Consider the following 23,737-nt stretch of genomic DNA (forward strand, 5'->3'; position numbering starts at 1 on the left):
GCTAAAAAAGCTAAAATTAGCTCAATTTCGACGACATCCACCTAAATGGTTAAAACAACCTTGCCTGTTGTGTCTCTATTCTGCAAAGCCCGCATAGAATCCGGCAGTTGTGCAAGATTAAAGCGCCTATCAACCAAGGGCTTCAGAAGATCATTCTCTAACATAACAAACATCTTGTTCATCATTTCTTTGATTAAGTCTGCATCATGATCATGATGCCAATAGACACCTTTTGCAGATGCTCTTTTCAGCATCAATCTGTTGGCTGGAATTTCGGTAATGGTTCCCGAAGCAAAGCCAACAACAAGAATAACGCCATTACGAGCAAGGCACCGTAAGCTCTGAAGCCCGATTTCACCCCCGACAGGGTCATAGATCACATCAGCACCCAACCCGTCCGTTGCACCCTTTACCGCCTGAACCCAATTCTCATCAGTATAGTTGATGCAGATATCTGCCCCGTGATCCCGGGCGATATCCAGCTTGTGCGAGCTACTGGCCGTTGCGATAACCCGCGCCCCAATGGCCTTGGCAATTTCCACAGCAGCAAGACCGACCCCGCCAGCCGCAGCATGAATCAGCACGGTTTTGTCCGCTTGTAATTTTGTACTGTCAAAAAAGGCAACCATAGACGTGGTGTATGTAACAGGTAAGGCCGCAGCTAGTTCAAATGAGATATTTTCCGGTATCAGAAACGCTGAATCGCAAGGGACCAAAGCCTGTTCGGCGAATCCACCCCATGGAATTTTACTCGCAACTCGATCACCAACTTTCCAGCAACTTCCTTGGGGTACAGAAAGAACCGTCCCCGCAATCTCCTGCCCCGGCGTAAAGGGACGCGGAGGCCGCACCTGATAGCGATCTTCTGACATAAGCAGATCGGAAAAATTAAGGGCAGCTGCCTTAACATCAACAACAAGATGTTGGTCGCCTGCAGATCCTAAATCAAGATCAACAAATTCGAGACCATCCACACCAAGAATTTTTGATGAACGCCACCCTTGCATATTACTCACCTGTCGCCGTTGGTATCAGTCCCTTCGTGCCTTTAGTTTTTTTGACAAACCATCAGCAATTTTGGCGATCTCGAGACCAATATTGTTCTTTTTGACATCATCCATATTATGAAGAGGAAAAGCAATCGCGATTGATCCCACCGGATAATTATCTGGGCCAGTAAAACAAGCGGCCATTCCCGCCGCCCCCAGATAAGTCTCTTCTACCGATGAGCAATAGCCGTCACGCTCTATTCGGGCAAAATCTTCGCGAATTTTTTCGGGACAAATAAATGTGTGGGGTGTAAAGGCAGTCAATTTATCCGCAAGATAGATATCCTGTTCGTGTGCGGGCAGAGCAGCTAAAAGAACCCGTGGTGCAGCCCCGGCATGAAGAGGAAAAGATGCTCCCACTTTTTCAAACACCCTCAACCCGCCGCGCGTACCCTCAACCTGATCAATACATACGGCTGACTGGGCGAAGCGATCAAAAGCCGTTAAGATGATGGTCTCATCTGTTAATTTTGCCAATTCTTCCAAGGCGGGCTGGCAAAAACTTTTAAGATCGAATGCAGCCTCAGCTCTTTGCCCCAAATTAATCGCAGCCATGCCCAAGCTGTAGCGTCCCGTTTTTGGAACCTCGGCCAGGTAACCTGTTTCCACCAGATAGCGGACAAGCCTGCTCACAGTAGAACGGCTCACCCCTGTTTTCTCAATTATTTCGCTCTGGGACCAATCAGTGTGATCTACTTGAAAGAGATCCAGAATCTCAAAGGCTTTATGTAACAACCCCACCCCGGCCTGCGCCGGGATTTGTGCAGATTTAGATTGTTGCTTGACATCCACAGATAACAAATCCCACTATATGATATATGATCCCATTATTTAGGATAATAGCATTAATTTTGCACTTACTACAAAATTTAAATATTAGAAGGACACATAAAAATGCCTTGGATTGAAACTGTTCCTTATGAAGAATCAGAAGGAAAACTTCGCCGTCTCTATGATCGGGTAAAAGGTCCGGGTAATAATGTCGATAATATCATGATGATGCATTCACTGCGCCCTCACAGTATGGAAGGGCACATGGCGATTTATAAATACGTCCTGCATCATACGGGTAACACCATTCCGAAGTGGTTTTTGGAGACATTGGGTGTATGGGTTAGTTCACTCAATGACTGTGGGTATTGCGTAGACCATCATTTTGGCGGTCTTTGTCGCCTTCTTCAGGACGATGAAAAAGCCGCAGGAATCAGGAAAGCGATTGATAGCCGCAACATCAACATTGCCCCGCTGGATGAGAAACAAAAACAGGCGATGATCTATGCAGAAGCACTGACCAAATCCCCGGCAAGCACAACTGAGGACATGGTGAACGCAATGCGAAATGCGGGCTATAGCGACGGGGAAATCCTGGAGGTCAATCAGGTCTCAGCTTATTTCAACTATGCTAATCGTACCGTTTTAGGTCTTGGATGCTCAACCAAAGGCGACATTATAGGCTTATCACCCAATAACTCTGACGACCCCAATGACTGGGCACATACATAACAATCAAGACCAAGGCCCCTTCTGTGTCTCGATGTTACGAACACAAAGAAGGGGCCCTTGAACCGATCAACAAGAATAGATCGATAAGATCCAGCGATTATTAAAATTGGCTTCCTTAATCCGTCCATTATATAACACCAGTTCACAACACGCAATTTAGCCAACGGGAAGTCCAATGGAAACTGTGGGAAAGACATCAAGTCAACGTGCACGGGGGCTGGAACGTGCTTTTGATATCCTTGATTTAATCCGTCGGGAAAACCGTGCGATGCGACCCAACGAAATCGCAAAACTCATGGGCGCCCCACGATCATCTGTCTATGAGCTTGTCCATCTGTTGCTGGACATGGAAGTTTTGGAAAATAGCGGGGGCGGTGGTCAGGTATTTCTTGGAAGTCGCCTATACTTCCTAGGTCGCGCCTACAATGACAAAATAGATCTATATAGACGCATTGAAAACATTCTGGATTCCATCGTAGAAGAAACCTGTGAAACCGCGCAGTTCTGCAAACTGGAAAACAACAAATATACCGTCGCCCTGATGAAAGAAGGCAGCCGTCCCTTTCGAATTTCAGCCAACTTGGGGGAACTTGTTCCTGTTCCCAGCACAGCATCTGGCCGTCTGCTCGTTGGACATCTCTCCGATCAGGAGATTATCAATTTTCTCGACAAGGACGACTTTCTTCTACCCAACGGCGAGACAATATCACCAGATACTTTTATAGCAGAAGTTCGTAAGGCAACTTTGGATGGGCACTATACTTTTGATAGCATTGTCGACACCTTTACCCATTGCTTTGCCGTGCCTGTAAAAGACATAAAATCAGTTTGCATCGCCACGCTTTGTCTTGTCACCCCCAGAGACGATGGCCATCGCAACAAAGAGGCTTACCTGACAAGCCTCAAAACAGCTGCGACTCAATTGGAAGCGCACTTGAACACAAGCTTCTAATCCACAGCCTAGTCGCCACTCCAGAAAGTTCTCAAGAAGACAAAACCATTATTCTCAGTCCATTTTGCGGCGTACTTGCGTCTACAAAATAATACAGTATCATCTGAATTCCAAAAAAACATATCAATGTCCGTTATTTTGGACACAACTTTTTAAATGAGAGAAATAATGATTAAACGCTTTCAAGTTGGCAGTCGCATGAGCCAAGCCGTTTCCTACAATGGATTTGTTTATATTGCTGGTCAGGTTGGCGAAGACAGATCAGCTGACCTTGAGACACAAACACGTTCTGTATTACAAAAAATCGAAGATCTCTTGGCTGAAGCAGGAACAGACAAATCCAAAATATTGGCAATTGATGTCTTTTTGCCAGCGATTGTAGATTTCGATAAAATGAACTCTGTCTATGACGCTTGGATCGACCCTAAAAACCCGCCTGCGCGTGCCTGTGTCGAAGCGCGTCTGGCCGACCCGATGATCCTTGTTGAAATGACCGCTGTCGCCGCCGTATAAGCTGTAACGATAGAGTTTTGACAAAGAGGGGGAGACAGAGATATGCGTCATTCGATGTGGGCCTATCCATGGGACCTACAGGATCTTGGGCTGGATACGGTCTATCATGACCTCCAAAAATTGGCTGGGGTTAATGGCATCAGTCTCGCTGTCTCCTACCACGCCGGGCGCTTTCTTCAGCCCCGTAGTCCCAAGAGAAAAAGCTACTACCCAGAAGACGGGACGATTTATTTTGTCCCGGATGATAATCTATGGGCAGGCAAAGAAATCCAGCCGCTTGTTGCGCAAAATCTGCACGAATCAGGCGATATGCTAGCCCCTCTTATAAGGGACAAAAAACAACACGGGCTTAGCGTTTCCTGCTGGACAGTCTGTCTGCACAACAGTCGTTTAGGGTTCAAACATCCTGAACATGTCGCACGGAACGCATTTGGTGATCCCAATTATTATAGTCTCTGTCCAAATAGCAATGCGGTGCGAGATTATGCGACAACCCTTGTTGAGAACCTAACCCACAGTTACAAACCAGATATGGTCGAGCTGGAAACCATCGGCTTTATGGGCTTTGATCACGGCTATCACCACGAGAAAGATGGCCTTGGCCTGACCGCCGAAGATGATTTCCTGCTTTCAATCTGTTTTTGCGATCACTGTATCAAAACAGCGCAAGGCGTTGGCGTTGATGCCCTCTCAGCGAAAGAAGATGTCCAAAACCTGATCACACAAGCCAGTAACAGAGAAACACCCGAAGCACAGTTTCCGGAATTTCCCGGACAAAGGCTTGAGTGCTTCAAAGATCACACGGCGCTCTACGCATTTCTCCAGTGGCGCACCCAAGCACCGACAAAAATTGTCCAAAGCATCAAAGAAGCCGCCCATCCCGATAGCAAGATTGTCGTTATAGAAGGCGAAAACTCTTGGCGTGATGGCGTTGATATTAAAGCCATTGGTCAAGCCTGTGATGGCGTTATCATCTGTGCTTATACGGCGACTGAAACAGAAATTTCCAACATTATCAGCGAAACGCGTAATCATTTAGGATCAACCAAATATCTTGGTCTAGGCGCCAGTCTATTTTACGAGCATACACCAACGCAAAAACAACTGGCCGAAAGAATAGACACCGCCATCGAGACTGGTACCAATGGAATAAACTATTACAACTATGGCCTTGTGCCGGAAGCACGCCTTAGCTGGGTAAAATCAAGTAACGGTATTTGAGGGAAATCATTTATGATGAGAATCTATTCAATATTTCGTATCAAAGTTGAATAAATTCAAACACTCCTTAATTACTGAGTTATTTAGCTCAAGATCCCCATAAAAGGACATTTATTCCAATGGCAGCCTATCTCGTCGTCGATACCAAAATCAGTAACCCAGAAGAATATGAAGCCTATAAGCTTCAAGCAAAACCGATCGTCGAAAAGTTTGGCGGTATTTACCGTGCCAGAGGCGGCGACATGGATACTATGGAATCAGATCTCTGGGCGCCGACACGCATTGTTATCGTCGAATTCCCTGACATGCAGACGGCTCGAAACTTCGTCAACAGCGAAGAATACGCCCCCGTTAAGAAGATCCGTCGAGCTAATGCCGAGTGCACTTTCTTACTCGTGGATGGCGTATAACAAAGCCTTAGGTCATGTTTCAGAATAGACCGAGCAAGACATCCGACTAAATTAAGGGCAACACAAATTAAGGGCCGCTGAAAATCTCATTCAGCGGCCCTTACGCATCAAATATCAAACTCTAAAGTCTATTAGGCAAGGTGATCAACAATCGCCATTTTTTCGCCCGCGGCCTGAAGATCATCAAGCCATTGTTTGGCAACTTTTACATTACTCGGGGCCGCAGAAACACCGGGGGCAATTTCGCCCTTCAGTACAGCTTCGACAGCATAGCTAACAGGTGTTGAAACCAAACGAGCCATGGCAGTGTGCGTATCATCCCCATAGGCATCCATGACATATGACTTGTTATAGACCTGTTCGCCATTGCGCTCAGCCCACAAATCGACAGAAAGAACAACACGATCGTGCTCGCCTTCAACTAAAGCATATTTATCCCAAAGATCAGCAGAGATTTCAGCGAGACGCTTGTCTCCCGCCTCACCTTTTAGGGTTTCGATTTCTTTGAAGAGATCTGACCATGCAGTGGACCAGCCACCATAACGTAGTGTACCACGCACAAACTGTTGCACATTCCAATCTTTACCGAAGCCGTATTCATCCATAAAGGGATAGGAATCACGGTTAGGATAAACTTCAAAAGTCTCAGAACCCTTTTCCAAATCAATATCGTAAGCTTCAACGGCATCCCAAGGCCGGCTCACATCATAGACTTTTCCATCGCGCAAGCTTTTCGACGGCGACCGCAAAGCTTTAAGAACGCCCAAAGGTGCCCAACTGAATTTATAACAAAAATCATTTGGCTCTTCGGACAGACCGCCGCAATAAGATCTAAAATAATGCGCATTGTCTTTGGCAAAGGCTGGTGAGTTCTTATAGTCATCCATCAGCACATGCGCCATCAGGTGATCAATCCCCGGATCAAGGCCGACTTCATTAACCAGCGTCAAGCCTTTTTCTTTCGCGACAGCATCCAAGGCACGCATTTCAGGCGCGATATATGAACTGGATACAAAGCTTGCCCCGGCATTCAAGCACATCTGCGCAACAGCAACGTGGAAATCCCCCGGCAACATAGAAACCGCCAAATCACCTGTCTTCAAATCGCTTTTCAGTGCCTCGCGACTGAAAGCCTTGATATCAAAATCGTCGCTCAGACCCTTTGTTGCTTCTTGTGCCTTTTCGACAGTACGATTCCATACCGTTACGCTGTGGCCTCGTTCAATCAAACGTCGAATACCCGGTACCGTTGAAAGGCCAGCCCCCAGCCAATGAATACGCGCCATTGTTTATTCCTTATATATCCAGCGGTGTTTTATTTGTTGAAACCTCTCTACACCAAGAAGACAATCTTTTGAAGATATAAGGCCCCAGTCTTTTAAATTAATCCGGTTCATCGTAAATGAGCGACGTCAGCGAATAAAGATTTGACCGGAATCACACAATATTCACAAAGCGTTTGACTCTCGCGCAAGCACGGCTATATTCCAGCATCACTGGCTGCTCGGATTCCGTGCGGCCATGTATGCATGAATAGAATGCCTAATTTAACAGCTAAGTGACCGATAAACATGTTCGCAGTAATCAAAACCGGCGGTAAACAGTACAAAGTCCGTAAGGACGACGTTCTTGTCGTCGAAAAAATCAACCTGGAAGCTGGTGCTTCTGTTGATTTCGATTCAGTTCTAATGATCGGTGACGATGAGAAGGCAACCATTGGCGCGCCCGTAGTGGACGGTGCCATGGTCAAGGCTGATGTGGTTGAACAGACACGTGGCGACAAAGTCGTCATCTTCAAAAAGAAGCGTCGTAAGAACCATCGCCGTAAAAACGGCCATCGCCAGGATCTCACTGTCATCAAGATCACTGACATTCTCGCCGATGGCGCTAAGAAGCCTGCTAAAAAAGCAGCAGCTCCTAAAGCCAAAGCAGCAGACGCAGACACTGCGGAGAAAAAAGAAGCTCCAAAGAAGAAAGCGGCTCCTAAAGCTAAGGCTGAACCAAAGGCTAAAGCGGCTCCTAAAAAAGCGGCTCCTAAGAAAAAAGCAGCAGAGGAATAAGACCTCATGGCACATAAGAAAGCAGGCGGCTCGTCCCGCAACGGTCGCGACTCAGCTGGTCGCCGCCTAGGTGTTAAAAAATTTGGTGGTGAGCATGTCGTATCAGGTAACATCCTGGTTCGTCAGCGCGGAACCAAGTTCCACCCCGGCACTAACGTCGGCATGGGTAAAGATCACACGATCTTTGCTACAGTTGAAGGCGAAGTTGTTTTTCGCCAAAGAGCTGGTGGACGCACATACATTTCTGTACAGCCGGCGGCCTAACGGCCCCGCCAACCAGTCCTTGTGTCTGGGTTGAAATGGTTTAGGGGGGAATGGCAATCCATTCCCCCCTTTTCGTATTTAAATTTTCCACTTATATTCCGGCTATATCGCAGTTTCATTTGCGGCCATAGCTAACTCTGAATACCTATAGCGTTGTAACCTCCGCCTCCAATAGGATCGGTAATCTTACGACGATAGAGAACAGGCACCACGATGAAGTTCCTTGATGAAGCCAAAGTTTTTGTAAAAAGCGGCGATGGCGGCGGCGGCTGTACCAGCTTCCGACGCGAGAAATACATCGAGTTCGGCGGCCCCAATGGCGGGGACGGTGGTCGTGGTGGTGATGTTATCATTCAGGGCGCCCACGGCCTGAATACACTAATCGATTTCCGCTATGCTCAGCACTTCAAAGCAAAGCGCGGCGAACATGGTCGCGGTAGCGATATGTTTGGTGCCGCCGCAAAACCTTTAATCATCAAAGTGCCCGTTGGCACCGTTGTTCTTGGCGAAGATAAAGAACAGGTCATCTGTGATATCACCGAAGAAGGTCAGGAATTTGTGATCTGCAAAGGTGGTGATGGTGGTTTTGGGAATGCCCGTTTCAAAACATCAACAAACCGTGCACCACGTCGATCTGACCCCGGTTGGCCCGGAGAAGAGATGTGGATCTGGCTCCGCCTGAAACTGATTGCGGATGTTGGCCTTGCTGGTTTGCCAAATGCAGGTAAATCAACATTCTTGTCAGTTGTATCCCGTGCCAAGCCGAAAATCGCAGACTACCCCTTTACCACACTGCACCCCAACCTTGGTGTCGTCTATAGCCGCGGGGAAGAGTTTGTTATTGCAGATATTCCCGGCTTGATCGAAGGTGCGAGCGAAGGTCACGGCCTTGGCACACGCTTTCTTGGTCACGTTGAACGCTGTGGCGCGCTATTACACCTAGTGGACGGAACCTCTGACAGCTATCTCGAAGATTACAAAATCATTCGTGCCGAGCTTGAAGCCTATGGCGAGGGTCTGGACACAAAACCTTCCATTCTGGCACTGAACAAAATCGATGCCTTGGTCGAAGAAGAAGCCGCTGAAAGACAAGCTGAATTAGAAGTTCTTTCCGGCCAGAAAGTTTATCTTATTTCCGGAATTAGTCAGAACGGCGTAAAAGAAGTTCTTGCAGGCCTGCTCGATCATGTTGTTGATGGTCGCGAAGAGGAACAGGAAGAACTGGAAGCTGAACAAGGTCCTCAGGGCTACTCCCCTATCTAGTTATGGTACAGGTCTATGAGCAACATATCATCCGGGACAGGTTTGTCTGCCGCTGAACACCTCAGATCCGCAAAACGTATTGTCATCAAGATCGGTTCCGCACTGCTGGTTGATGACAAGACTGGCAAGCCACGTCTGAATTGGCTCAATGCCCTGACAGACGATGTCGCAAACCTTCGCGCACGAGGAGCAGAGGTCATGCTGGTCTCGTCTGGCGCGATTGCCGTTGGCAGAAATCATCTGGGCCTGACCAAACAGAACCTGCGCCTTGAAGAAAAACAGGCCTCTGCTGCAACAGGGCAAATTCTCCTGGCACATGCCTATCAAGAAGCATTGGCAAGACACGATGTTACTGTTTCGCAAGTTCTCCTGACCCTTGGGGACACCGAAGAACGTCGCCGTCATCTCAACGCCAGAAACACACTGACAACCTTGTTGCGATTGGGCACTGTCCCCATCATTAACGAGAATGATACCGTGGCAACTAGTGAAATTCGCTTTGGTGACAATGACCGCTTGGCCGCACGGGTTGGGGCCATGGTCAATGCTGATCTACTGATACTTCTATCCGATATTGACGGCCTGTATACAGCAGACCCCAAACGTGATGAACATGCCGAGTTCCTGCCTGTCGTCAGAGAGATTACCCCTGAAATTGACGCCATGGCAGGCGAAGCGCTTCCCGGCTATAGTTCAGGCGGCATGATCACCAAGATATCTGCAGCCAAAATCTCTGTCGGCGCTGGCTGTAACATGATCATTGCCAACGGTCATAAACTTAATCCGCTGCAAAATATTATAGAGGGCAATAGAGCCACCGTGTTTGAGGCTTCTGTTGAGCCGAAAACAGCCCGCAAACGCTATATCGCAGGCAGCCTGAAACCTTTGGGTACTGTGACACTGGATGCCGGCGCTCTCAAAGCTTTGCAAAACGGGAAATCTCTTCTACCGGCCGGGGTTACGGCTGTTGACGGAAAGTTCCAGCGCGGCGATGCCGTTCTGGTAAAATCACCCGATGGACGGGAAATTGCCCGTGGCCTCGCAGCCTACTCCAACGGTGATGCCAGAAAAATTATCGGCCTGAAGTCATCAGAAATTGAAGCACGATTAGGGTATCTGGGACGGGAAGAACTGATTCACAGGGATGATCTTGTCCTCAATTAAAAAAACACAATATAATCAAATCTCTATTGAGACATAACCAAAGTAGCAAAGAAAGCTGCACCAAAACAGGAATGTAAGGATATGAGCGAACTGAAAGCGCAAATGGATCAGCTGGGACAAGCTGCAAAAGCTGCTGCACAGGATCTGGCTCTGGCCCCGGCAGATGTAAAAAACAATGCCTTGATTGCCGCCGCCAAAGCCATTCGCGCTCAACTCCCGACAATCCTTGAAGCCAATAAAAAGGACATGGTTGCTGCCGAAGACAAAGGCATCAGCAGCGCAATGCTTGATCGCCTTGCTTTGGACGATGACCGTGTCGAAGCCATGGCCGCTGGGCTTGAAGCAATCGCTGCGTTTCCTGACCCAATCGGGAAGTCACTTAAAAGCTGGGATCAGCCCAATGGCCTTAAGTTTGAGCAAGTTTCTGTGCCTTTGGGCGTGATCGGTATCATCTATGAAAGTCGCCCTAATGTAACCGCAGATGCTGGCGCTCTTTGCCTGAAAGCCGGAAATGCCTCAATACTGCGTGGCGGTTCGGAAAGCTTTCATTCTTCCGGTGCTATTTTAGACTGCCTGCAAACAGGTTTGGAAGAATCTGGGCTACCCGTTGCCGCAATCCAACGTGTGCCGACAACAGACCGCGCCGCAGTTGGTCACCTACTGACCATGAACGACTATGTTGATCTGATCATTCCACGTGGCGGGCGTGGCCTTATTGAACGCATTCAAACAGAGAGCCGCGTGCCTGTTCTCGCGCACCTAGACGGTCTTTGTCATACATATCTGCACGATGCAGCCGATCCCAAAATGGCTTTTGAAGTTGTCTTGAATGCAAAGATGCGACGCACGGGTATTTGCGGAGCAACAGAGACTCTTTTGGTTGATGCGAACTATTCAGACGAAAACCTGACGCCAATTCTGAACACCCTAATAGACAAAGGCTGCGAAATCAGGGGTGATGCCGAAATCCAGAAGATGGACAGCCGGGTTAAAAAAGCCTCTGCTGCTGATTGGGATACTGAATATCTAGATGCCATTCTTTCTGTCAAAAGAGTCGCTGGTCTGAAAGACGCCATTGCCCATATCAACCGCCATGGCTCTCACCATACCGAAGCTATTATCACAGCAAGTGATCATGCCGCAGCCACCTTTCAACAGGAAGTTGATGCGGGCATCGTTATCCATAATGCCTCGACACAGTTTGCTGATGGCGGACAGTTCGGTATGGGGGCCGAAATTGGTATTTCCACCGGGAAGCTGCATGCTCGGGGGCCTGTCGGGGCCGATCAGCTGACAAGTTATAAGTATCTTGTCCGCGGCACAGGTCATGCCCGACCTTAACCGCGACACACCTTATCAAACGAAATGCTGACCCAGAACCCACCCAGCCTGACCTTTTCCAAAATACTTTGCCCGCAAAGTATCGCAAGAAGTCTGGGTGGTCGCCTTCCCCCCAAGGGAAGTAAAATCGGCTTACTCGGGGGGTCCTTTAACCCTGCACACAAAGCGCATTGCCAGATATCTAAAGAAGCTCTTGTCCATCTGGGCTTGAATGAAGTCTGGTGGCTCGTGTCGCCGCAAAACCCCTTAAAAGACACCAAAGGTATGGCCCCGCTCCCGGACAGGGTTGAAAGTGCCTTGTCGATCCCTAAACATCCCAAGATACGGGTTACGACTATTGAAAGCCAGATAGGGTCAGTCTTCACAGCAGTTACCTTATCGCGTTTGAAGCAAATCTTTCCTTTGGTTAATTTTACGTGGCTTATGGGCGCTGATAATTTGAGCCAAATTTCCCGCTGGCGCGATTGGCAGGATATCTTTAGCACCGTGAAGGTCGCTGTATTTGCCCGCCCGGGTTATTCACTACCATCAACAAATTCAGAAGCAGCACAGCGATTTAAGAACGCAAGAGTTCCAGAGAACAAGGCCAGAAGCCTGCAAAAATGCTCCGCCCCTGCTTGGACAATAATTCACGGACAACAACTGGATATATCATCCACTGCCATCAGGAATGGGAAGCACAAGAAATAAAACTCATCTGAATGAAGCAGGCTGGAGATAAATCATAAAGAAACAACGATTTTATCCCATTAATGTAACGATGTTCATTAACATATAGAGTCGCGCACCTTTACTGTGCTAAGCTGACACTGTAAGACCCTTGTTCTGTATAGCGATAAGTACGGAACGTGTTAGTAACTATCTGTAGTGGGAAGTCGTGACCTCACGAGCAGATTATTTTTACGGAGACCGATCATACCACGAGAATCTACGGCCCCCGAGGCCAATACACAGGATACCACGGGAAATAACCGTGACCTGCTTGAACTAGTTCGTAACTCTCTTGAGGATGACAAAGCAGAAGACATTGTCGTCATCGAACTTGCCGGAAAATCTAGCATTGCTGACTACATGGTCATTGCCAGCGGTAATTCAAACCGTATGGTTTCTGCTATGTCCGATCATCTTCTTCGCGGCCTTAAAGCTGCCGGCATGAAAAGTATCATTGCCGAAGGGAAAGATCGTGGTGATTGGGTGTTGGTGGATGCCGGGGATGTTGTTGTTCATCTTTTCAGACCTGAAGTCCGAGCTTTTTATAACTTGGAAAAAATGTGGGGTTTGGAATTACCTGAATCAGCACAGCCTTTTGCATCGCAAGAAGCCTAGTATAGGCCTAAAGCCATAAACTAGAAGTATGTAATGCGGATAACACTAATTGCTGTCGGAAAGGCCAAGGCCAGTCCGGCAAGGGATCTTTTTGAACTCTACTGTAATCGCCTCCGAGGCAACAGGCTCAACTGGAGCCTTGACCTCAAGGAAGTAGAAGAAAAGAAAAACCTGCCTGCTTCTCAGTTGAAAGAACGTGAAGGCGAACTGCTCCTCGCCGCCGCGCCCAAGGGTGCCAAAATTGTGATCTTGGACGAAAAAGGAAAAGACCTTTCCAGCCCACAATTCTCAAAGCTTTTAGAGAAATGGCAAGATGGCGGCGACCAGGATATAGCCTTCCTCATCGGAGGAGCCGATGGTCTTTCCGATACCGTAAAAGCAAAATCACAGCAAAGCCTCTGTTTTGGACGGTTAACTTGGCCACACATGCTAGTGCGGGGCCTTTTTGCCGAACAGGTATACCGGGCTTCCTGTATTCTAAGCGGACACCCCTACCACAGGGACTAGCCATTTCAGCCCTTTAGCTCTCCCCTATTCGTTTATCTGAAGAACCAATTCTATCTGACCCGACAAGTGTAACATCAGACCTAATACTTTATTTACTCTGTTAGGCTAGTCTTGTGCTGTACCAGTCCTGAAGAAAGGAACCTGCAGTGCGTTTAAAAGCATCCCCCGGCTCATTCTTTCAGATTTGCGCAACGATATTTGCCCTTGTTTTCAATACTATTTTCCTTTCTTTACCGTCCGTTCCGAGACAACTATTAACATTCGTCCCGCACAAGGGGCTGGTGATGCTGCCCACAGCTATTTCTCAGAACTGATCACTACAATTTTAAACAGGACATCCTCAACATATGGCTTGGCAAAAGTAAATGTACCCGTAGAAAATCTCACCCAAAACAGATCACTTCGACTACTAAAAGAAGGCCGAAGGGTTGATTTGAATTGGGCGGGAATAAATCTGAAAAGAGAACAAGATCTTCGCCCCATACGCATTCCTTTAAACATGGGGCTTCTTGGCTATCGACTACTTGTCATACGGCAAGATCGCCTATCTGAATTTGATCAAATCCGTACCCCAGACCAACTAAATAAGCTTATTGCCTGCCAAGGACAATATTGGCCCGATAGCGACATTATTGAAGATAACGGGTACATTGTTAATTGAACCATCCGATTTGAATTAATGTGGAAAATGGTCGAAACTGGGCGCTGCGATTATTTTCTCCGCGCGATTAGCGAAGGATATGGAGAAGTAAAATTTTATGGAACAGATACCTACGCAGCTTACGACAAAATCCTGATTGGTTATCGTTTTCCGATGTATTTCTTTGTAAATAAGGATAACGAAACGCTCGCAGCACGCCTGGAAGAGGGGTTAGAATCAATGTTAGAAGACAATAGCTTATTAGAGTTTATGAGCAGGCACCCCGCAACTAAATCAGCATTTCCTCTCAGTCAGTATGAAAACAGTCGAATTTTTGAAGCTGAAAATAAATATATCAGCCAAGAGACACGGAATCTCCCTGAAAAATATTGGTTAAAAGTAACTCCCTAACACTTAAAACTCAGTCTATCCTCCTGATATTATTGCCTGCTTGGAAAGGTTTTTTCTTATCCGCTTAAACAAGGTCGTGAAATTGTCTTAAAAGACGGTTACATTACCTAAAAATACAATACCTAGCTAAGAATTATGACGCGACAGACATTACATTATTAAATATCGTTCTGCCTATTAGAAAGAGTTACCAAACCATGTCGCCTGCACAACACAAACCAAAACCCGTCGTTCTTTGCATTCTTGATGGTTGGGGCTTTCGCAAAGAAGACGACAACAACGCCATTAACCTGGCCAAAACACCTTTAATAGACAAGCTAAGCAAAGAAGTGCCTTTGGGGTATCTCGCAACCTGTGGATTGGATGTTGGCCTTCCCACAGGACAAATGGGGAATTCAGAGGTCGGACACATGAATATTGGTGCCGGACGTGTCGTTATGCAGTCACTCCCCCGCATTGACACTGCTATTCAAGACGGAAGTTTTGTACAAAACCCTGCTTTGCTTGAGACAATTTCAAGCTTGAAAGCAAGTGGTGGAACCGCCCACGTTTTGGGCATGATTTCCAATGGTGGTGTACACGGGCATCAGGACCAAACTTCCTATCTGATTAACACGCTCAAAACAGCGGGTATCCCTGTTGTCGTTCACGCGATCTTGGACGGTCGAGATACCGCCCCACAATCTGCCGCAGCATTCCTTACGGCTTTCAGGGCAACAACACCTGGCGTTCAGATTGGAACTGTGTTGGGACGTTATTACGCAATGGATCGTGATAATAGATGGGAGCGCGTGCAAAAGGCCTATGATGCCATCACTGTGTGTCAGGGCGAGACAGCATCTTCACCAGACGAAGCAGTTGCCAACAGTTATGCAAGCAAGGTGTGGGACGAATTTGTATTGCCCTGTGTGATTGATGGCTACAAAGGCATGCAAGACGGTGATGCGCTATTAATGACCAATTTCAGGGCTGACCGCGCACGCCAGATACTCCACGCTTTTATTGATGATGACTTTTCAGGGTTCGAGCGTCAAAACCGCCCCGAATGCTGCTCATACCTCGGCATGGTGGCCTATTCTAATGAATTGGCGAAAAAGATGGGCGTTATGTTTGCCCCAAGAGATCTGACAAAAACGTTAGGCGAAATCGTATCCAACGCCGGATTACGCCAACTTCGCATTGCGGAAACGGAAAAATACCCCCACGTGACCTATTTCTTTAACGGGGGTGTTGAGGAACCTTTGCGAGGTGAAGATCGTATTCTTGTGCCTTCACCCAAAGTCGCAACCTACGACCTTCAACCATCCATGTCGGCACCAGAAGTAAATGAAAAGCTCTGTACTGCCATAAAAAGCGGCAAATACGAACTACTGATCTGTAACTTCGCCAACTGTGATATGGTTGGCCACACAGGTGACTTACAAGCAGCGATAGAAGCCGCCGAAACTGTTGATAGCTGTTTACAGGATATCTATCAGGCTACGCTGTCAATGAGGGGGCGCCTACTGATCACAGCTGACCATGGCAATGCCGAAGAAATGCTGGATCCAATCACAGGCTTGCCACACACAGCACATACTTTGAATCCTGTTCCTATTTTATTAGTAAATGGACCCGATAATGTTACCAAGATTGCAAATGGTCGCCTTGCGGACATTGCGCCAACGATTCTAGACTTGTTAAATCTGGATCAACCGATTGATATGGATGGACAGTCGCTTATCAGACGTGATGACGATTAAACATCTAGGATAAATCTTTTTGAGGTTACAGTTGCCAAACGCTTTGCGCCCGCACCAATTATCTACACGCAGCAGCTTTTTCCAAAGCTGGCGAGCGGTGATAGCTGTTGCGGGCTTAAGCTTGTGTATGCCGATTATTGATATCGCTTCAGCTCAAGATGCAACGCAGCAGCTTCTGACAATCGAAGAGAAAACTGCGCAAAGTAAAAAAGAAGCACAGAAACTTTCTCAAGAGGCAAAGAAACTCAACGCCGAGGTAAATAATCTACGACAACAGCTGATCGCGTCCGCCAAAAAAATACAGAACTACGAAAGCAACCTGACAAACATTGAAGAAACTTTGATCTCGCTAAAAGAAGATGCTGAACATAAAACAATCCGCCTAACTGAAAATCGTCAAAAATTGGGACACACATTATCTGCACTACAGCGGATTGCATTGCTACCGCCCGAAGCCTTGGTCGCAGCCCCCGGTTCCCCTATAGATACAGTTCGCAGTGCCATGCTTTTAAAAGTCGCGGTTCCTGAAATAGAAACCCGTGTGGAAGATCTGCGTAGCGATTTGGACGAACTCGCTGAATTGAAAAGCCGAATCGAAGATGAACGCGCCGCTTTAATAACGTCTCAAAAATATATAAAACGCGAACGCAACGATTTGAATGCCCTTCTCGATAAAAAACAAGCTTTGCAATCAAAGGCCCAAGCATCACAAAAATCGGTTAGCGCCAAGGTAAAAAAACTCGCGCAGCAAGCACGCAGCATGAAAGATTTAGTGAAAAAGCTGGAAGCCGAACGTAAACGTCTAACTTTGGTAGCACAGAAACCCAAACCTAAACCGAAAAAAACACCCAATCAGGTGCCCAAAGATACCGTAGCTGAAAGCCCGCCTGCCCCCGTCCAACAGACCGCAAAATTAACGGTCGTGCCTGACCCATCGCAGATCCGAGAGTTTCCTTCACGCCAAAAACGTGTACTTTTGTATCCAGCTCGCGGAAGAGTGATTAGTAAATACGGCCAAAAAAGAGGCACAAATGAATCATATGATAAAGGTTTGGTTATAGCCACGCGTCCTTCAGCACAGGTTATTGCCCCATTTGACGGGCGAATTGCCTATGCTGGCGAGTTCCGTGGCTATGGACGCATCTTAATCATTGAACATTCTGGGCGATATCATACACTACTGGCTGGTGTTGAAAGAATTGATGTAACTGAAGGACAATGGGTTTTGGCTGGTGAACCTGTCGCGAGGATGAGCGATAAGAAGCTTGAATATGCTGAAATCTACTTTGAATTACGTCAAGGTGGACAGCCCATCAATCCATCTCCGTGGATATTAACAAACAATACGAATTCAAATCTCGATAAGGTGAACGGTTAATGCTCAGTTTCAAAAAAGTGCTCTTAACAACAGCTTTTGCTATTGCACTACCATCCAACTTGGTGGCGGACACGACTGCAGATACCCGGCTCGATACCTATCGACAACTTGAACTGTTTGCAGATGTTTTCGAACGGATAAAAGCAAACTATGTCGAAGAAGCTTCTGATAAAGAGCTTATTGAATCAGCAATTCACGGCATGTTGTCCCGTCTGGATCCTCATTCCAGTTACCTGACACCGGAATCTTTCAAGGATATGCGGGTGCAAACCCGTGGCGAATTCGGTGGGCTTGGTATTGAAGTTACAATGGAAAATGGCTTTGTGAAGGTTGTCTCCCCCATTGACGACACGCCAGCAGCGCGCGCAGGTATTGAAGCAGGTGATTACATCACCCACCTCGATGGCGAAGCTGTTCTGGGTCTAACGTTGCAAGAAGCCGTCGAGAGAATGCGCGGTAAAGTCGGCAGCGAGCTAAAAATCACCATCAGCCGCGAAGGCGTTGATTCCTTTGATGTCACTCTGGAACGCGATGTCATCAAGGTCCGCTCAGTCCGTCACCGCGTAGAAGACAACATCGGCTATGTCCGAGTTTCTTCCTTTAACGAACAAACCACACCAGGACTGGAAAAATCCGTCAAGGCGATTCAGGAAGAACTGGGCGACAAGATGGTCGGCTTGGTTCTAGATTTAAGATTGAACCCAGGCGGGTTGTTGACGGAAGCAATTTCCGTTTCTGATGCCTTCCTCGAACAAGGTGAAATTGTTTCAACGCGTGGACGCGATAACAGCAACGCGCAACGATTTAATGCTAAATCCGGCGATCTGATCGATGGAAAGCCGTTGGTTGTTCTTATTAACGGCGGTTCCGCTTCTGCGTCAGAAATTGTTGCTGGTGCCCTTCAAGACCATCGTCGTGCAATCATTATGGGAACACAGTCCTTTGGTAAAGGATCGGTGCAGACGATTATGCCACTGCCTGGAAATGGGGCCATGCGCTTAACGACCAGCCGTTACTACACACCATCTGGCCGTTCAATTCAGGCCGAAGGGATTGCACCGGATATTGTTGTTGAACAGGCCAAGGTTGAAACCCTTGATATCAAGGGACAACGACGCGAAGCTGATCTCAGAGGTGCTTTGGAAAACAAAGGCGGGACAAACGGTGATGGCGAGGAAGGTGCTGACGGCGCAACAGATGAAGCTGCAAAGCCACAAGATTACCAGCTTGATCGCGCTCTGGATCTCATTCAGGGAATTGCTCTCTACAGCGCAAGCAGCGGAGCAAGCAACTAATCCCCCACTAGGCTGATAACTTCAGTTGGACCAACCGTGAACTGGAAAAAAATCTTACTTATAACCTGCTGGGCTGCACTGGTTTCTCTAATCGGTGCAGCCGTTGGCTATACAATTTTAGGGCCCAACGTACCTTTGCCCTACCAATATGTGAAAGAGACAGCCCCCCAAGACGGGGATAAAAATCATTCAGACGCAAAGAACCATTCTGTAGATGAATCTTCATTAATAGGTGAGGACACAGCTACGGAAGCTAACTCAGACCAAGGTACCTCTCTTTCAGAGGAAACTACACAACCCGAACTTTCCTCAGAAGAAAGCGAAACGTCGGATAAACCGAATAAGTCACCATCGGCACAGGATAAAACCACGACTTCTTTGCCTGAAGATGATACTGATGCTGAACAAGTGAATAGTGAAGCTGTAGATAATCAAGAAACAACAGAAATAACGGTACCAGAGGCACCACAGTCTGAAGACACTGCCACAGAAGAAACCAAGACAGACGATCATGCTTCTGATACGACCACGGCTCAAAAAGACGAAGCCTTAGGCGAACAGCCTATAGCAGAAAACTCCGAACAAGACGCGCAAAGTCATACAAAGAAAACTGATCCCGTATCAGAAAAAAACGTCGAGACAACATCAGCAACTGAAGGCACATCAACAACATCCCCAGAAGTCGCCGCGATTGATCCATCACCCTATCCGCCGAACCCACCAGTATTCAGCAACGAACCGAGCTGGAAACTCTATGGTCAAAAGGTACCTAATGCCAATGGACGCCCAAGGATCGCAATTGTTTTAACTGGACTAGGCCTATCAAAGGCGGCTACCGATGCCGCGATCCGTCAACTTCCCAGCGAAATTACACTTTCCTTTACGCCCTATGCCAAAAATTTGGAAAGCTGGATTGCCCTTGCGCGCTCTCAAAACCATGAAGTGATGCTTGACTTGCCGATGGAGCCCCTGACCTATCCATCGGATGATCCTGGACCACAGGCACTTCTGACCGGGCGCCAACCCGAAGGCAACCTCAACAATCTGGCCTGGATTGCAACCAGAGGATCTGGCTATGTGGGTATGACGGCATATATGGGCAGCCGCTTTGTTACATCAGAACGTCAAATGCGCCCTGTTATGGAATACTTCAAAGATCACGGCCTTCTATTCTTGGATAGTGGTGATAATGACGCCAGTCTTGTGCCTTCACTTGGCAAAAGCCTTGGTACACCTGTTGTCGTGAACCAACGCGCTATTGATGAAGCACAATTGAGCAGACAAGCAATTGATGCCCGTTTGGCACAAATTGAACGCATAGCAACAAAAAATAACTTTGCGATTGCAACCGGGCGCCCATTTCCTGTGACATTGGAACGAATCGCCAAATGGGTGAATGATATCGAGCAACGTGGTTTTCAATTGGTCCCTATTACTGCTGTAATTGATGAAAGCTCACTGACGACACCAACACAAGAACCATCGAGCCCAACGACAATCAATAGCACTGCTGCTGAATCCAATTAAAAAAAGCATAACAGAATCATGTCTAACGCCCCCTTAACAGTTCACCAGATCGACGCCCTTCCCTATCGACCATGCGTTGGTATCATGCTTCTTAACCAGGACAACCATGTCTTTGTAGCTCAGCGTATAGATAATCCCGGTGAAGCTTGGCAAATGCCACAAGGTGGTATTGACGAAGGCGAAGACCCGATAACCGCAGCATTGAGAGAACTAGAAGAAGAAACCGGAACTGCCAAAGCCCGTTTAATAGCAGAAAGCAGGGACTGGTATACCTATGACCTACCCAGAGATCTTGTCCCCAAGATATGGAAGGGCCGTTACAGAGGCCAAAAGCAAAAATGGTTTGTTTTCAAATTTGAAGGCCAAGAAGCCGATATCAATATAGACACTGAGATACCAGAATTTTCCGATTGGAAGTGGGTAGAAATGAAATCTCTGCCAGATCTCATTGTTCCCTTTAAGCAAAAACTATATCAGCGCCTCGTTGATGAATTTATCCAATATAGCTGATCACTTAAAATAGGATTCTTTCAGATCCACCACTTCAACAGATAGCATGGTAATATCGCCAAAGGCTTGCGTCTTTATATCAAGAAGCGCCTTACCTAGCTTTTCTTTTTGTTCTGTGCTGCGTCCCGGTAACAGTTTAATGGTCGTATGGATATAAAGCTGTTTGTCAGATCCAGTCATAAAATAATCAGAAGGTAACGCTCTTACCTTGATTGATGAACGGTTAAATAAACCACTATTCACCATTCCATCGAATAGCTCTTTGACCAACTCAGCAACGGCAATTTGATTTTCCAAGGGTTTTGCGTACTCAATAATACAGTGCGGCATTATTTTTTCCGATTAGTGAAAATTAGTCCTTAAGGATAGCAAGGCGGGGACAATAGAACCATTATTTTGTGGCCTCATTTTTATAAGTGGGTTCGCTATTTTCCCACTTCATCGGACGATATTTTACGCCTTCTTTCTCACTCCACTCATCAAGAGGAATAAAGCCATGAGAACAATAGAAATCATATCCTTGAGAAGACGCATTTACGTACAACTCATTCGGTGACAAGGCCATAATGACACGCCTGAAAAGCTGTGTCGCCAAATGACCTTTCTGTGCATAGCTCGTAATAAAAAGAAGCAGAATTTGATTATTATTAATCTCAAGATAACCTGATATACGATCATCCTCTTCCTGCACCAAAAGTGCTTTAGATCCAGTCACCAGCCTTTTCAGGATTTGGTCAAACGATACATACTCCTGAAAATCTTCCCACCCCTTTTCATCAAAATCCGAAGCAATACTTTTTTTAGCTTCTGCGATCACCATTTCGGATACATCTTCGATATCATCAATACCGCAGGGTCTCATTATTCTGCCGTCATCAAGAAAAACGATTTCCATAAAAGACATAAAGGCTCCCTTGTTGATCAACTATGTCTTGTTCCGGCCCTAAGCTTATAGGCCAAAATCCTTCAATATTTTCTCTACTCTATAAAATCAGTGTACTGTAAAAGAATGAAAAAAAGGTGTCATCCTTACCCACAATATAAATACGAATGAACCTGCGGATACTATTGTTGTGCCATTAAAGCGCTGCTATTGTCCAAAAAAAACCTGAAACAAAACCTGATCCCCCAACCCAAGGCAAGGGGACGGCATTAATCCTCAGGGATAATTATAATCTAGCGAAAGACACCATAATGGCCGTAGACAAAGATCTTCTCAATCGAGCTGAAGCCAAATGTGAATTATGTAGCACGCCAACTGGCTTAGTTAGCTACGTTGTTCCACCTTCAACAGATGCAACATTGGACCAAAGTATCCTGATCTGTGGGAAATGCCACGAACAGGTTGAACAAAAGGCAGATCTCGATATCAATCACTGGCGTTGTCTTAATGAAAGTATGTGGAACCAGACACCCGCCGTTCAGGTTATGGCATGGCGGATGTTAAAGCGCCTTAGTGGCGAAGGCTGGGCACAAGATCTATTCGATATGCTTTATCTTGAGGAAGAGACATTATCATGGGCCCAATCCGCCGAGGCTGCTTCTTCAGATGACAACACAGTAAAGCACCTTGATTCAAATGGGGCGATTCTTGAAGCTGGTGATACTGTTATCCTAATAAAAGACCTAAACGTAAAAGGCGGGGGATTTACCGCTAAAAGAGGAACAGCTGTACGGGGCATATCTTTGGTTCCCGACACCCCCGAACACATAGAAGGCCGAGTGAACGGACAGCAGATCGTTATTTTGACAAAGTATGTAAAGAAATCCTAAAACTCTCTCTCTATAGAGACATAAAAAGAGCTGCAAAATTGAAGTTTGCAGCTCTCTTCTTTTAATGTACCCGTTCTTTGCTCTAACTGACCTTCTTCTTGCGGCGTTTACGAGACAACATATTAAGTAGTTCAACGAAGGCAGAAAAAGCCATGGCGGCATAGATGTATCCCTTTGGCACATGAACACCAAAGCCATCCGCAATCAAAGTCATACCTATCATCAAAAGGAAACCTAGCGCCAGCATTACAATTGTAGGGTTCGCTTCAATAAAACGGGATAGAGGCCCCGCAGCCAACAACATCGCGATGACTGCAATAACTACAGCAATCACCATAATAGGTACATGATCGGTCATACCGACCGCTGTGATAATACTGTCGATGGAAAAGACAAGATCAAGTACCAGAATTTGGCCAATGACGGTTGCAAAACTGTTCACCACAACACCTTGAGCATCAGCCTCACCATCCTCGGGGTCAACACTATGATGAATCTCTTTAGTTGCTTTCCAGACAAGGAATAGTCCACCCGAGATCAGGATGATATCCCGCCATGAAAAGCTGTGATCGAACAAAGTAATAACTGGTTCAACAAGCTGGACAATAATTGCAACTGTCCCAAGCAAAGCAAGTCGAAAAATAAGAGCAAGGCTCAGTCCGATAAGACGTGCTTTAGGCCTTTGAACTTCTGGAAGTTTATTTGTCAAAATTGATACAAAAATCAGGTTATCAATTCCAAGAACAACTTCCATGACAATCAAAGTAAAAAGAGCCAACCAGGTAGATGGTTCACTTAACAGGGATACAAAATTTTCCATAAGTTCACTTTTAGAAGTTGAGGGCTAAATAATTAAGAACAATCATTAGCGATATAGTCTTGAGGATC

The 23,737-nt window shown here is 46.7% G+C and carries 26 protein-coding genes and 1 pseudogene; 21 read left to right on the forward strand and 6 right to left on the reverse strand.

What is annotated here, in order from left to right:
* Positions 1-41: 41 nt before the first annotated feature.
* Positions 42-1,007 carry an NADPH:quinone oxidoreductase family protein gene (locus tag ACN0QW_RS13430; protein ID WP_417432253.1) on the reverse strand — a complete coding sequence of 322 codons (966 nt, stop codon included), beginning with the start codon at positions 1,005-1,007 and terminating at the stop codon, positions 42-44.
* Positions 1,008-1,031: 24 nt separating this feature from the next.
* Positions 1,032-1,841, reverse strand: a complete 810-nt coding sequence (locus tag ACN0QW_RS13435; protein ID WP_417432133.1) for an IclR family transcriptional regulator — start codon at positions 1,839-1,841, stop codon at positions 1,032-1,034.
* A 102-nt stretch (positions 1,842-1,943) separates the two neighbouring features.
* Here ACN0QW_RS13435 and ACN0QW_RS13440 point away from each other — a divergent pair, with 102 nt between their 5' ends.
* The 5 genes from ACN0QW_RS13440 (at position 1,944) to ACN0QW_RS13460 (ending at position 5,648) form a co-directional block, all read left to right on the forward strand.
* Entirely contained in the window at positions 1,944-2,552 is a 609-nt protein-coding gene (locus ACN0QW_RS13440) for a carboxymuconolactone decarboxylase family protein (RefSeq protein ID WP_417432134.1), read from the forward strand.
* 175 nt (positions 2,553-2,727) lie between these two features.
* Positions 2,728-3,504, forward strand: coding sequence for an IclR family transcriptional regulator (locus ACN0QW_RS13445; RefSeq protein ID WP_417432135.1), 777 nt, complete (start codon positions 2,728-2,730; stop codon positions 3,502-3,504).
* A gap of 168 nt (positions 3,505-3,672) precedes the next feature.
* Complete coding sequence (locus ACN0QW_RS13450; RefSeq protein ID WP_417432136.1) at positions 3,673-4,017, forward strand: RidA family protein; 345 nt, start codon at positions 3,673-3,675, stop codon at positions 4,015-4,017.
* Between the two features lie 42 nt (positions 4,018-4,059).
* Complete coding sequence (locus tag ACN0QW_RS13455; RefSeq protein ID WP_417432137.1) at positions 4,060-5,238, forward strand: hypothetical protein; 1,179 nt, start codon at positions 4,060-4,062, stop codon at positions 5,236-5,238.
* 119 nt (positions 5,239-5,357) lie between these two features.
* Complete coding sequence (locus tag ACN0QW_RS13460) at positions 5,358-5,648, forward strand: DUF1330 domain-containing protein (RefSeq protein ID WP_299373072.1); 291 nt, start codon at positions 5,358-5,360, stop codon at positions 5,646-5,648.
* A 131-nt stretch (positions 5,649-5,779) separates the two neighbouring features.
* Here the strand turns inward: ACN0QW_RS13460 and ACN0QW_RS13465 are convergent, their stop codons facing one another.
* The gene (locus tag ACN0QW_RS13465) at positions 5,780-6,934 is read right to left on the reverse strand and encodes a saccharopine dehydrogenase family protein (RefSeq protein ID WP_417432138.1); all 1,155 of its coding nucleotides are present in this window, start codon (positions 6,932-6,934) and stop codon (positions 5,780-5,782) included.
* Positions 6,935-7,219: 285 nt separating this feature from the next.
* Between ACN0QW_RS13465 and rplU the strand changes: the two are divergent.
* The 15 genes and pseudogenes from rplU to ACN0QW_RS13540 all read left to right on the forward strand — a co-directional run.
* A pseudogene (rplU, locus tag ACN0QW_RS13470) lies at positions 7,220-7,528 on the forward strand (50S ribosomal protein L21); the annotation flags it as partial.
* Between the two features lie 186 nt (positions 7,529-7,714).
* Positions 7,715-7,972 carry a 50S ribosomal protein L27 gene (gene rpmA, locus ACN0QW_RS13475; protein ID WP_047764940.1) on the forward strand — a complete coding sequence of 86 codons (258 nt, stop codon included), beginning with the start codon at positions 7,715-7,717 and terminating at the stop codon, positions 7,970-7,972.
* A 213-nt stretch (positions 7,973-8,185) separates the two neighbouring features.
* A complete protein-coding gene (obgE, locus tag ACN0QW_RS13480; protein WP_417432139.1) occupies positions 8,186-9,235 on the forward strand; it encodes a GTPase ObgE in 1,050 nt (349 codons plus the stop codon).
* A 15-nt stretch (positions 9,236-9,250) separates the two neighbouring features.
* On the forward strand, positions 9,251-10,399 hold the full coding sequence (proB, locus tag ACN0QW_RS13485; RefSeq protein ID WP_417432140.1) for a glutamate 5-kinase: 1,149 nt from the start codon (positions 9,251-9,253) through the stop codon (positions 10,397-10,399).
* 81 nt (positions 10,400-10,480) lie between these two features.
* Positions 10,481-11,740 (forward strand): glutamate-5-semialdehyde dehydrogenase, encoded by a 1,260-nt coding sequence (locus tag ACN0QW_RS13490; protein WP_417432141.1) that lies wholly within the window; start codon positions 10,481-10,483, stop codon positions 11,738-11,740.
* 24 nt (positions 11,741-11,764) lie between these two features.
* Positions 11,765-12,430, forward strand: a complete 666-nt coding sequence (locus tag ACN0QW_RS13495; RefSeq protein ID WP_417432142.1) for a nicotinate-nucleotide adenylyltransferase — start codon at positions 11,765-11,767, stop codon at positions 12,428-12,430.
* A gap of 177 nt (positions 12,431-12,607) precedes the next feature.
* Positions 12,608-13,066, forward strand: a complete 459-nt coding sequence (gene rsfS / locus ACN0QW_RS13500; protein WP_366941153.1) for a ribosome silencing factor — start codon at positions 12,608-12,610, stop codon at positions 13,064-13,066.
* Positions 13,067-13,099: 33 nt separating this feature from the next.
* Positions 13,100-13,573: a 23S rRNA (pseudouridine(1915)-N(3))-methyltransferase RlmH gene (rlmH, locus tag ACN0QW_RS13505; RefSeq protein WP_417432143.1), complete on the forward strand. Its 474-nt coding sequence runs from the start codon at positions 13,100-13,102 to the stop codon at positions 13,571-13,573.
* 184 nt (positions 13,574-13,757) lie between these two features.
* Positions 13,758-14,234, forward strand: coding sequence for a hypothetical protein (locus ACN0QW_RS13510; protein ID WP_417432144.1), 477 nt, complete (start codon positions 13,758-13,760; stop codon positions 14,232-14,234).
* 27 nt (positions 14,235-14,261) lie between these two features.
* Positions 14,262-14,624 (forward strand): hypothetical protein, encoded by a 363-nt coding sequence (locus ACN0QW_RS13515; protein ID WP_417432145.1) that lies wholly within the window; start codon positions 14,262-14,264, stop codon positions 14,622-14,624.
* A gap of 197 nt (positions 14,625-14,821) precedes the next feature.
* Positions 14,822-16,366: a 2,3-bisphosphoglycerate-independent phosphoglycerate mutase gene (gene gpmI / locus ACN0QW_RS13520; protein WP_417432146.1), complete on the forward strand. Its 1,545-nt coding sequence runs from the start codon at positions 14,822-14,824 to the stop codon at positions 16,364-16,366.
* Between the two features lie 127 nt (positions 16,367-16,493).
* A complete protein-coding gene (locus ACN0QW_RS13525) occupies positions 16,494-17,744 on the forward strand; it encodes a murein hydrolase activator EnvC family protein (RefSeq protein WP_417432147.1) in 1,251 nt (416 codons plus the stop codon).
* Positions 17,744-19,039, forward strand: coding sequence for a S41 family peptidase (locus ACN0QW_RS13530; protein WP_417432148.1), 1,296 nt, complete (start codon positions 17,744-17,746; stop codon positions 19,037-19,039). Before ACN0QW_RS13525 ends, ACN0QW_RS13530 begins: the two co-directional genes overlap by 1 nt.
* Positions 19,040-19,075: 36 nt before the next feature.
* Positions 19,076-20,566 carry a divergent polysaccharide deacetylase family protein gene (locus tag ACN0QW_RS13535; protein ID WP_417432149.1) on the forward strand — a complete coding sequence of 497 codons (1,491 nt, stop codon included), beginning with the start codon at positions 19,076-19,078 and terminating at the stop codon, positions 20,564-20,566.
* A gap of 18 nt (positions 20,567-20,584) precedes the next feature.
* Positions 20,585-21,076 carry an RNA pyrophosphohydrolase gene (locus ACN0QW_RS13540; RefSeq protein WP_417432150.1) on the forward strand — a complete coding sequence of 164 codons (492 nt, stop codon included), beginning with the start codon at positions 20,585-20,587 and terminating at the stop codon, positions 21,074-21,076.
* On the opposite strand, the gene ACN0QW_RS13545 is transcribed toward ACN0QW_RS13540, so the two are convergent.
* Positions 21,077-21,406, reverse strand: coding sequence for a 5-carboxymethyl-2-hydroxymuconate Delta-isomerase (locus ACN0QW_RS13545; protein ID WP_417432151.1), 330 nt, complete (start codon positions 21,404-21,406; stop codon positions 21,077-21,079).
* A gap of 61 nt (positions 21,407-21,467) precedes the next feature.
* Positions 21,468-21,980, reverse strand: coding sequence for a GNAT family N-acetyltransferase (locus ACN0QW_RS13550; protein WP_417432152.1), 513 nt, complete (start codon positions 21,978-21,980; stop codon positions 21,468-21,470).
* A 290-nt stretch (positions 21,981-22,270) separates the two neighbouring features.
* On the opposite strand from ACN0QW_RS13550, the gene ACN0QW_RS13555 reads away from it, so the two are divergent.
* Positions 22,271-22,849: a PhnA domain-containing protein gene (locus ACN0QW_RS13555; protein WP_417432153.1), complete on the forward strand. Its 579-nt coding sequence runs from the start codon at positions 22,271-22,273 to the stop codon at positions 22,847-22,849.
* Between the two features lie 82 nt (positions 22,850-22,931).
* On the opposite strand, the gene ACN0QW_RS13560 is transcribed toward ACN0QW_RS13555, so the two are convergent.
* On the reverse strand, positions 22,932-23,669 hold the full coding sequence (locus ACN0QW_RS13560; RefSeq protein ID WP_417432154.1) for a TerC family protein: 738 nt from the start codon (positions 23,667-23,669) through the stop codon (positions 22,932-22,934).
* Positions 23,670-23,737 lie beyond the last annotated feature (68 nt).

Origin of the sequence: Kiloniella sp., assembly GCF_048259265.1 — a bacterium.
In the GTDB taxonomy this organism is placed as follows: Bacteria; Pseudomonadota; Alphaproteobacteria; order Kiloniellales; family Kiloniellaceae; genus Kiloniella.

Bases quoted from the DNA above. Each gene is read 5' to 3' on its own strand.
- ACN0QW_RS13545 (WP_417432151.1), bottom strand. From the start codon at position 21,406: ATGCCGCACTGTATTATTGAGTACGCAAAACCCTTGGAAAATCAAATT.
- gpmI (WP_417432146.1), top strand. From the start codon at position 14,822: ATGTCGCCTGCACAACACAAACCAAAACCCGTCGTTCTTTGCATTCTT.
- ACN0QW_RS13495 (WP_417432142.1), top strand. From the start codon at position 11,765: ATGCTGACCCAGAACCCACCCAGCCTGACCTTTTCCAAAATACTTTGC.
- ACN0QW_RS13440 (WP_417432134.1), top strand. From the start codon at position 1,944: ATGCCTTGGATTGAAACTGTTCCTTATGAAGAATCAGAAGGAAAACTT.
- ACN0QW_RS13455 (WP_417432137.1), top strand. From the start codon at position 4,060: ATGCGTCATTCGATGTGGGCCTATCCATGGGACCTACAGGATCTTGGG.
- ACN0QW_RS13515 (WP_417432145.1), top strand. From the start codon at position 14,262: ATGGTCGAAACTGGGCGCTGCGATTATTTTCTCCGCGCGATTAGCGAA.
- ACN0QW_RS13460 (WP_299373072.1), top strand. From the start codon at position 5,358: ATGGCAGCCTATCTCGTCGTCGATACCAAAATCAGTAACCCAGAAGAA.
- ACN0QW_RS13450 (WP_417432136.1), top strand. From the start codon at position 3,673: ATGATTAAACGCTTTCAAGTTGGCAGTCGCATGAGCCAAGCCGTTTCC.
- rpmA (WP_047764940.1), top strand. From the start codon at position 7,715: ATGGCACATAAGAAAGCAGGCGGCTCGTCCCGCAACGGTCGCGACTCA.
- obgE (WP_417432139.1), top strand. From the start codon at position 8,186: ATGAAGTTCCTTGATGAAGCCAAAGTTTTTGTAAAAAGCGGCGATGGC.
- ACN0QW_RS13465 (WP_417432138.1), bottom strand. From the start codon at position 6,934: ATGGCGCGTATTCATTGGCTGGGGGCTGGCCTTTCAACGGTACCGGGT.
- ACN0QW_RS13540 (WP_417432150.1), top strand. From the start codon at position 20,585: ATGTCTAACGCCCCCTTAACAGTTCACCAGATCGACGCCCTTCCCTAT.
- ACN0QW_RS13445 (WP_417432135.1), top strand. From the start codon at position 2,728: ATGGAAACTGTGGGAAAGACATCAAGTCAACGTGCACGGGGGCTGGAA.
- ACN0QW_RS13560 (WP_417432154.1), bottom strand. From the start codon at position 23,669: ATGGAAAATTTTGTATCCCTGTTAAGTGAACCATCTACCTGGTTGGCT.
- proB (WP_417432140.1), top strand. From the start codon at position 9,251: ATGAGCAACATATCATCCGGGACAGGTTTGTCTGCCGCTGAACACCTC.
- ACN0QW_RS13555 (WP_417432153.1), top strand. From the start codon at position 22,271: ATGGCCGTAGACAAAGATCTTCTCAATCGAGCTGAAGCCAAATGTGAA.
- ACN0QW_RS13525 (WP_417432147.1), top strand. From the start codon at position 16,494: ATGCCGATTATTGATATCGCTTCAGCTCAAGATGCAACGCAGCAGCTT.
- rlmH (WP_417432143.1), top strand. From the start codon at position 13,100: ATGCGGATAACACTAATTGCTGTCGGAAAGGCCAAGGCCAGTCCGGCA.
- ACN0QW_RS13550 (WP_417432152.1), bottom strand. From the start codon at position 21,980: ATGTCTTTTATGGAAATCGTTTTTCTTGATGACGGCAGAATAATGAGA.
- ACN0QW_RS13490 (WP_417432141.1), top strand. From the start codon at position 10,481: ATGAGCGAACTGAAAGCGCAAATGGATCAGCTGGGACAAGCTGCAAAA.
- ACN0QW_RS13530 (WP_417432148.1), top strand. From the start codon at position 17,744: ATGCTCAGTTTCAAAAAAGTGCTCTTAACAACAGCTTTTGCTATTGCA.
- ACN0QW_RS13430 (WP_417432253.1), bottom strand. From the start codon at position 1,007: ATGCAAGGGTGGCGTTCATCAAAAATTCTTGGTGTGGATGGTCTCGAA.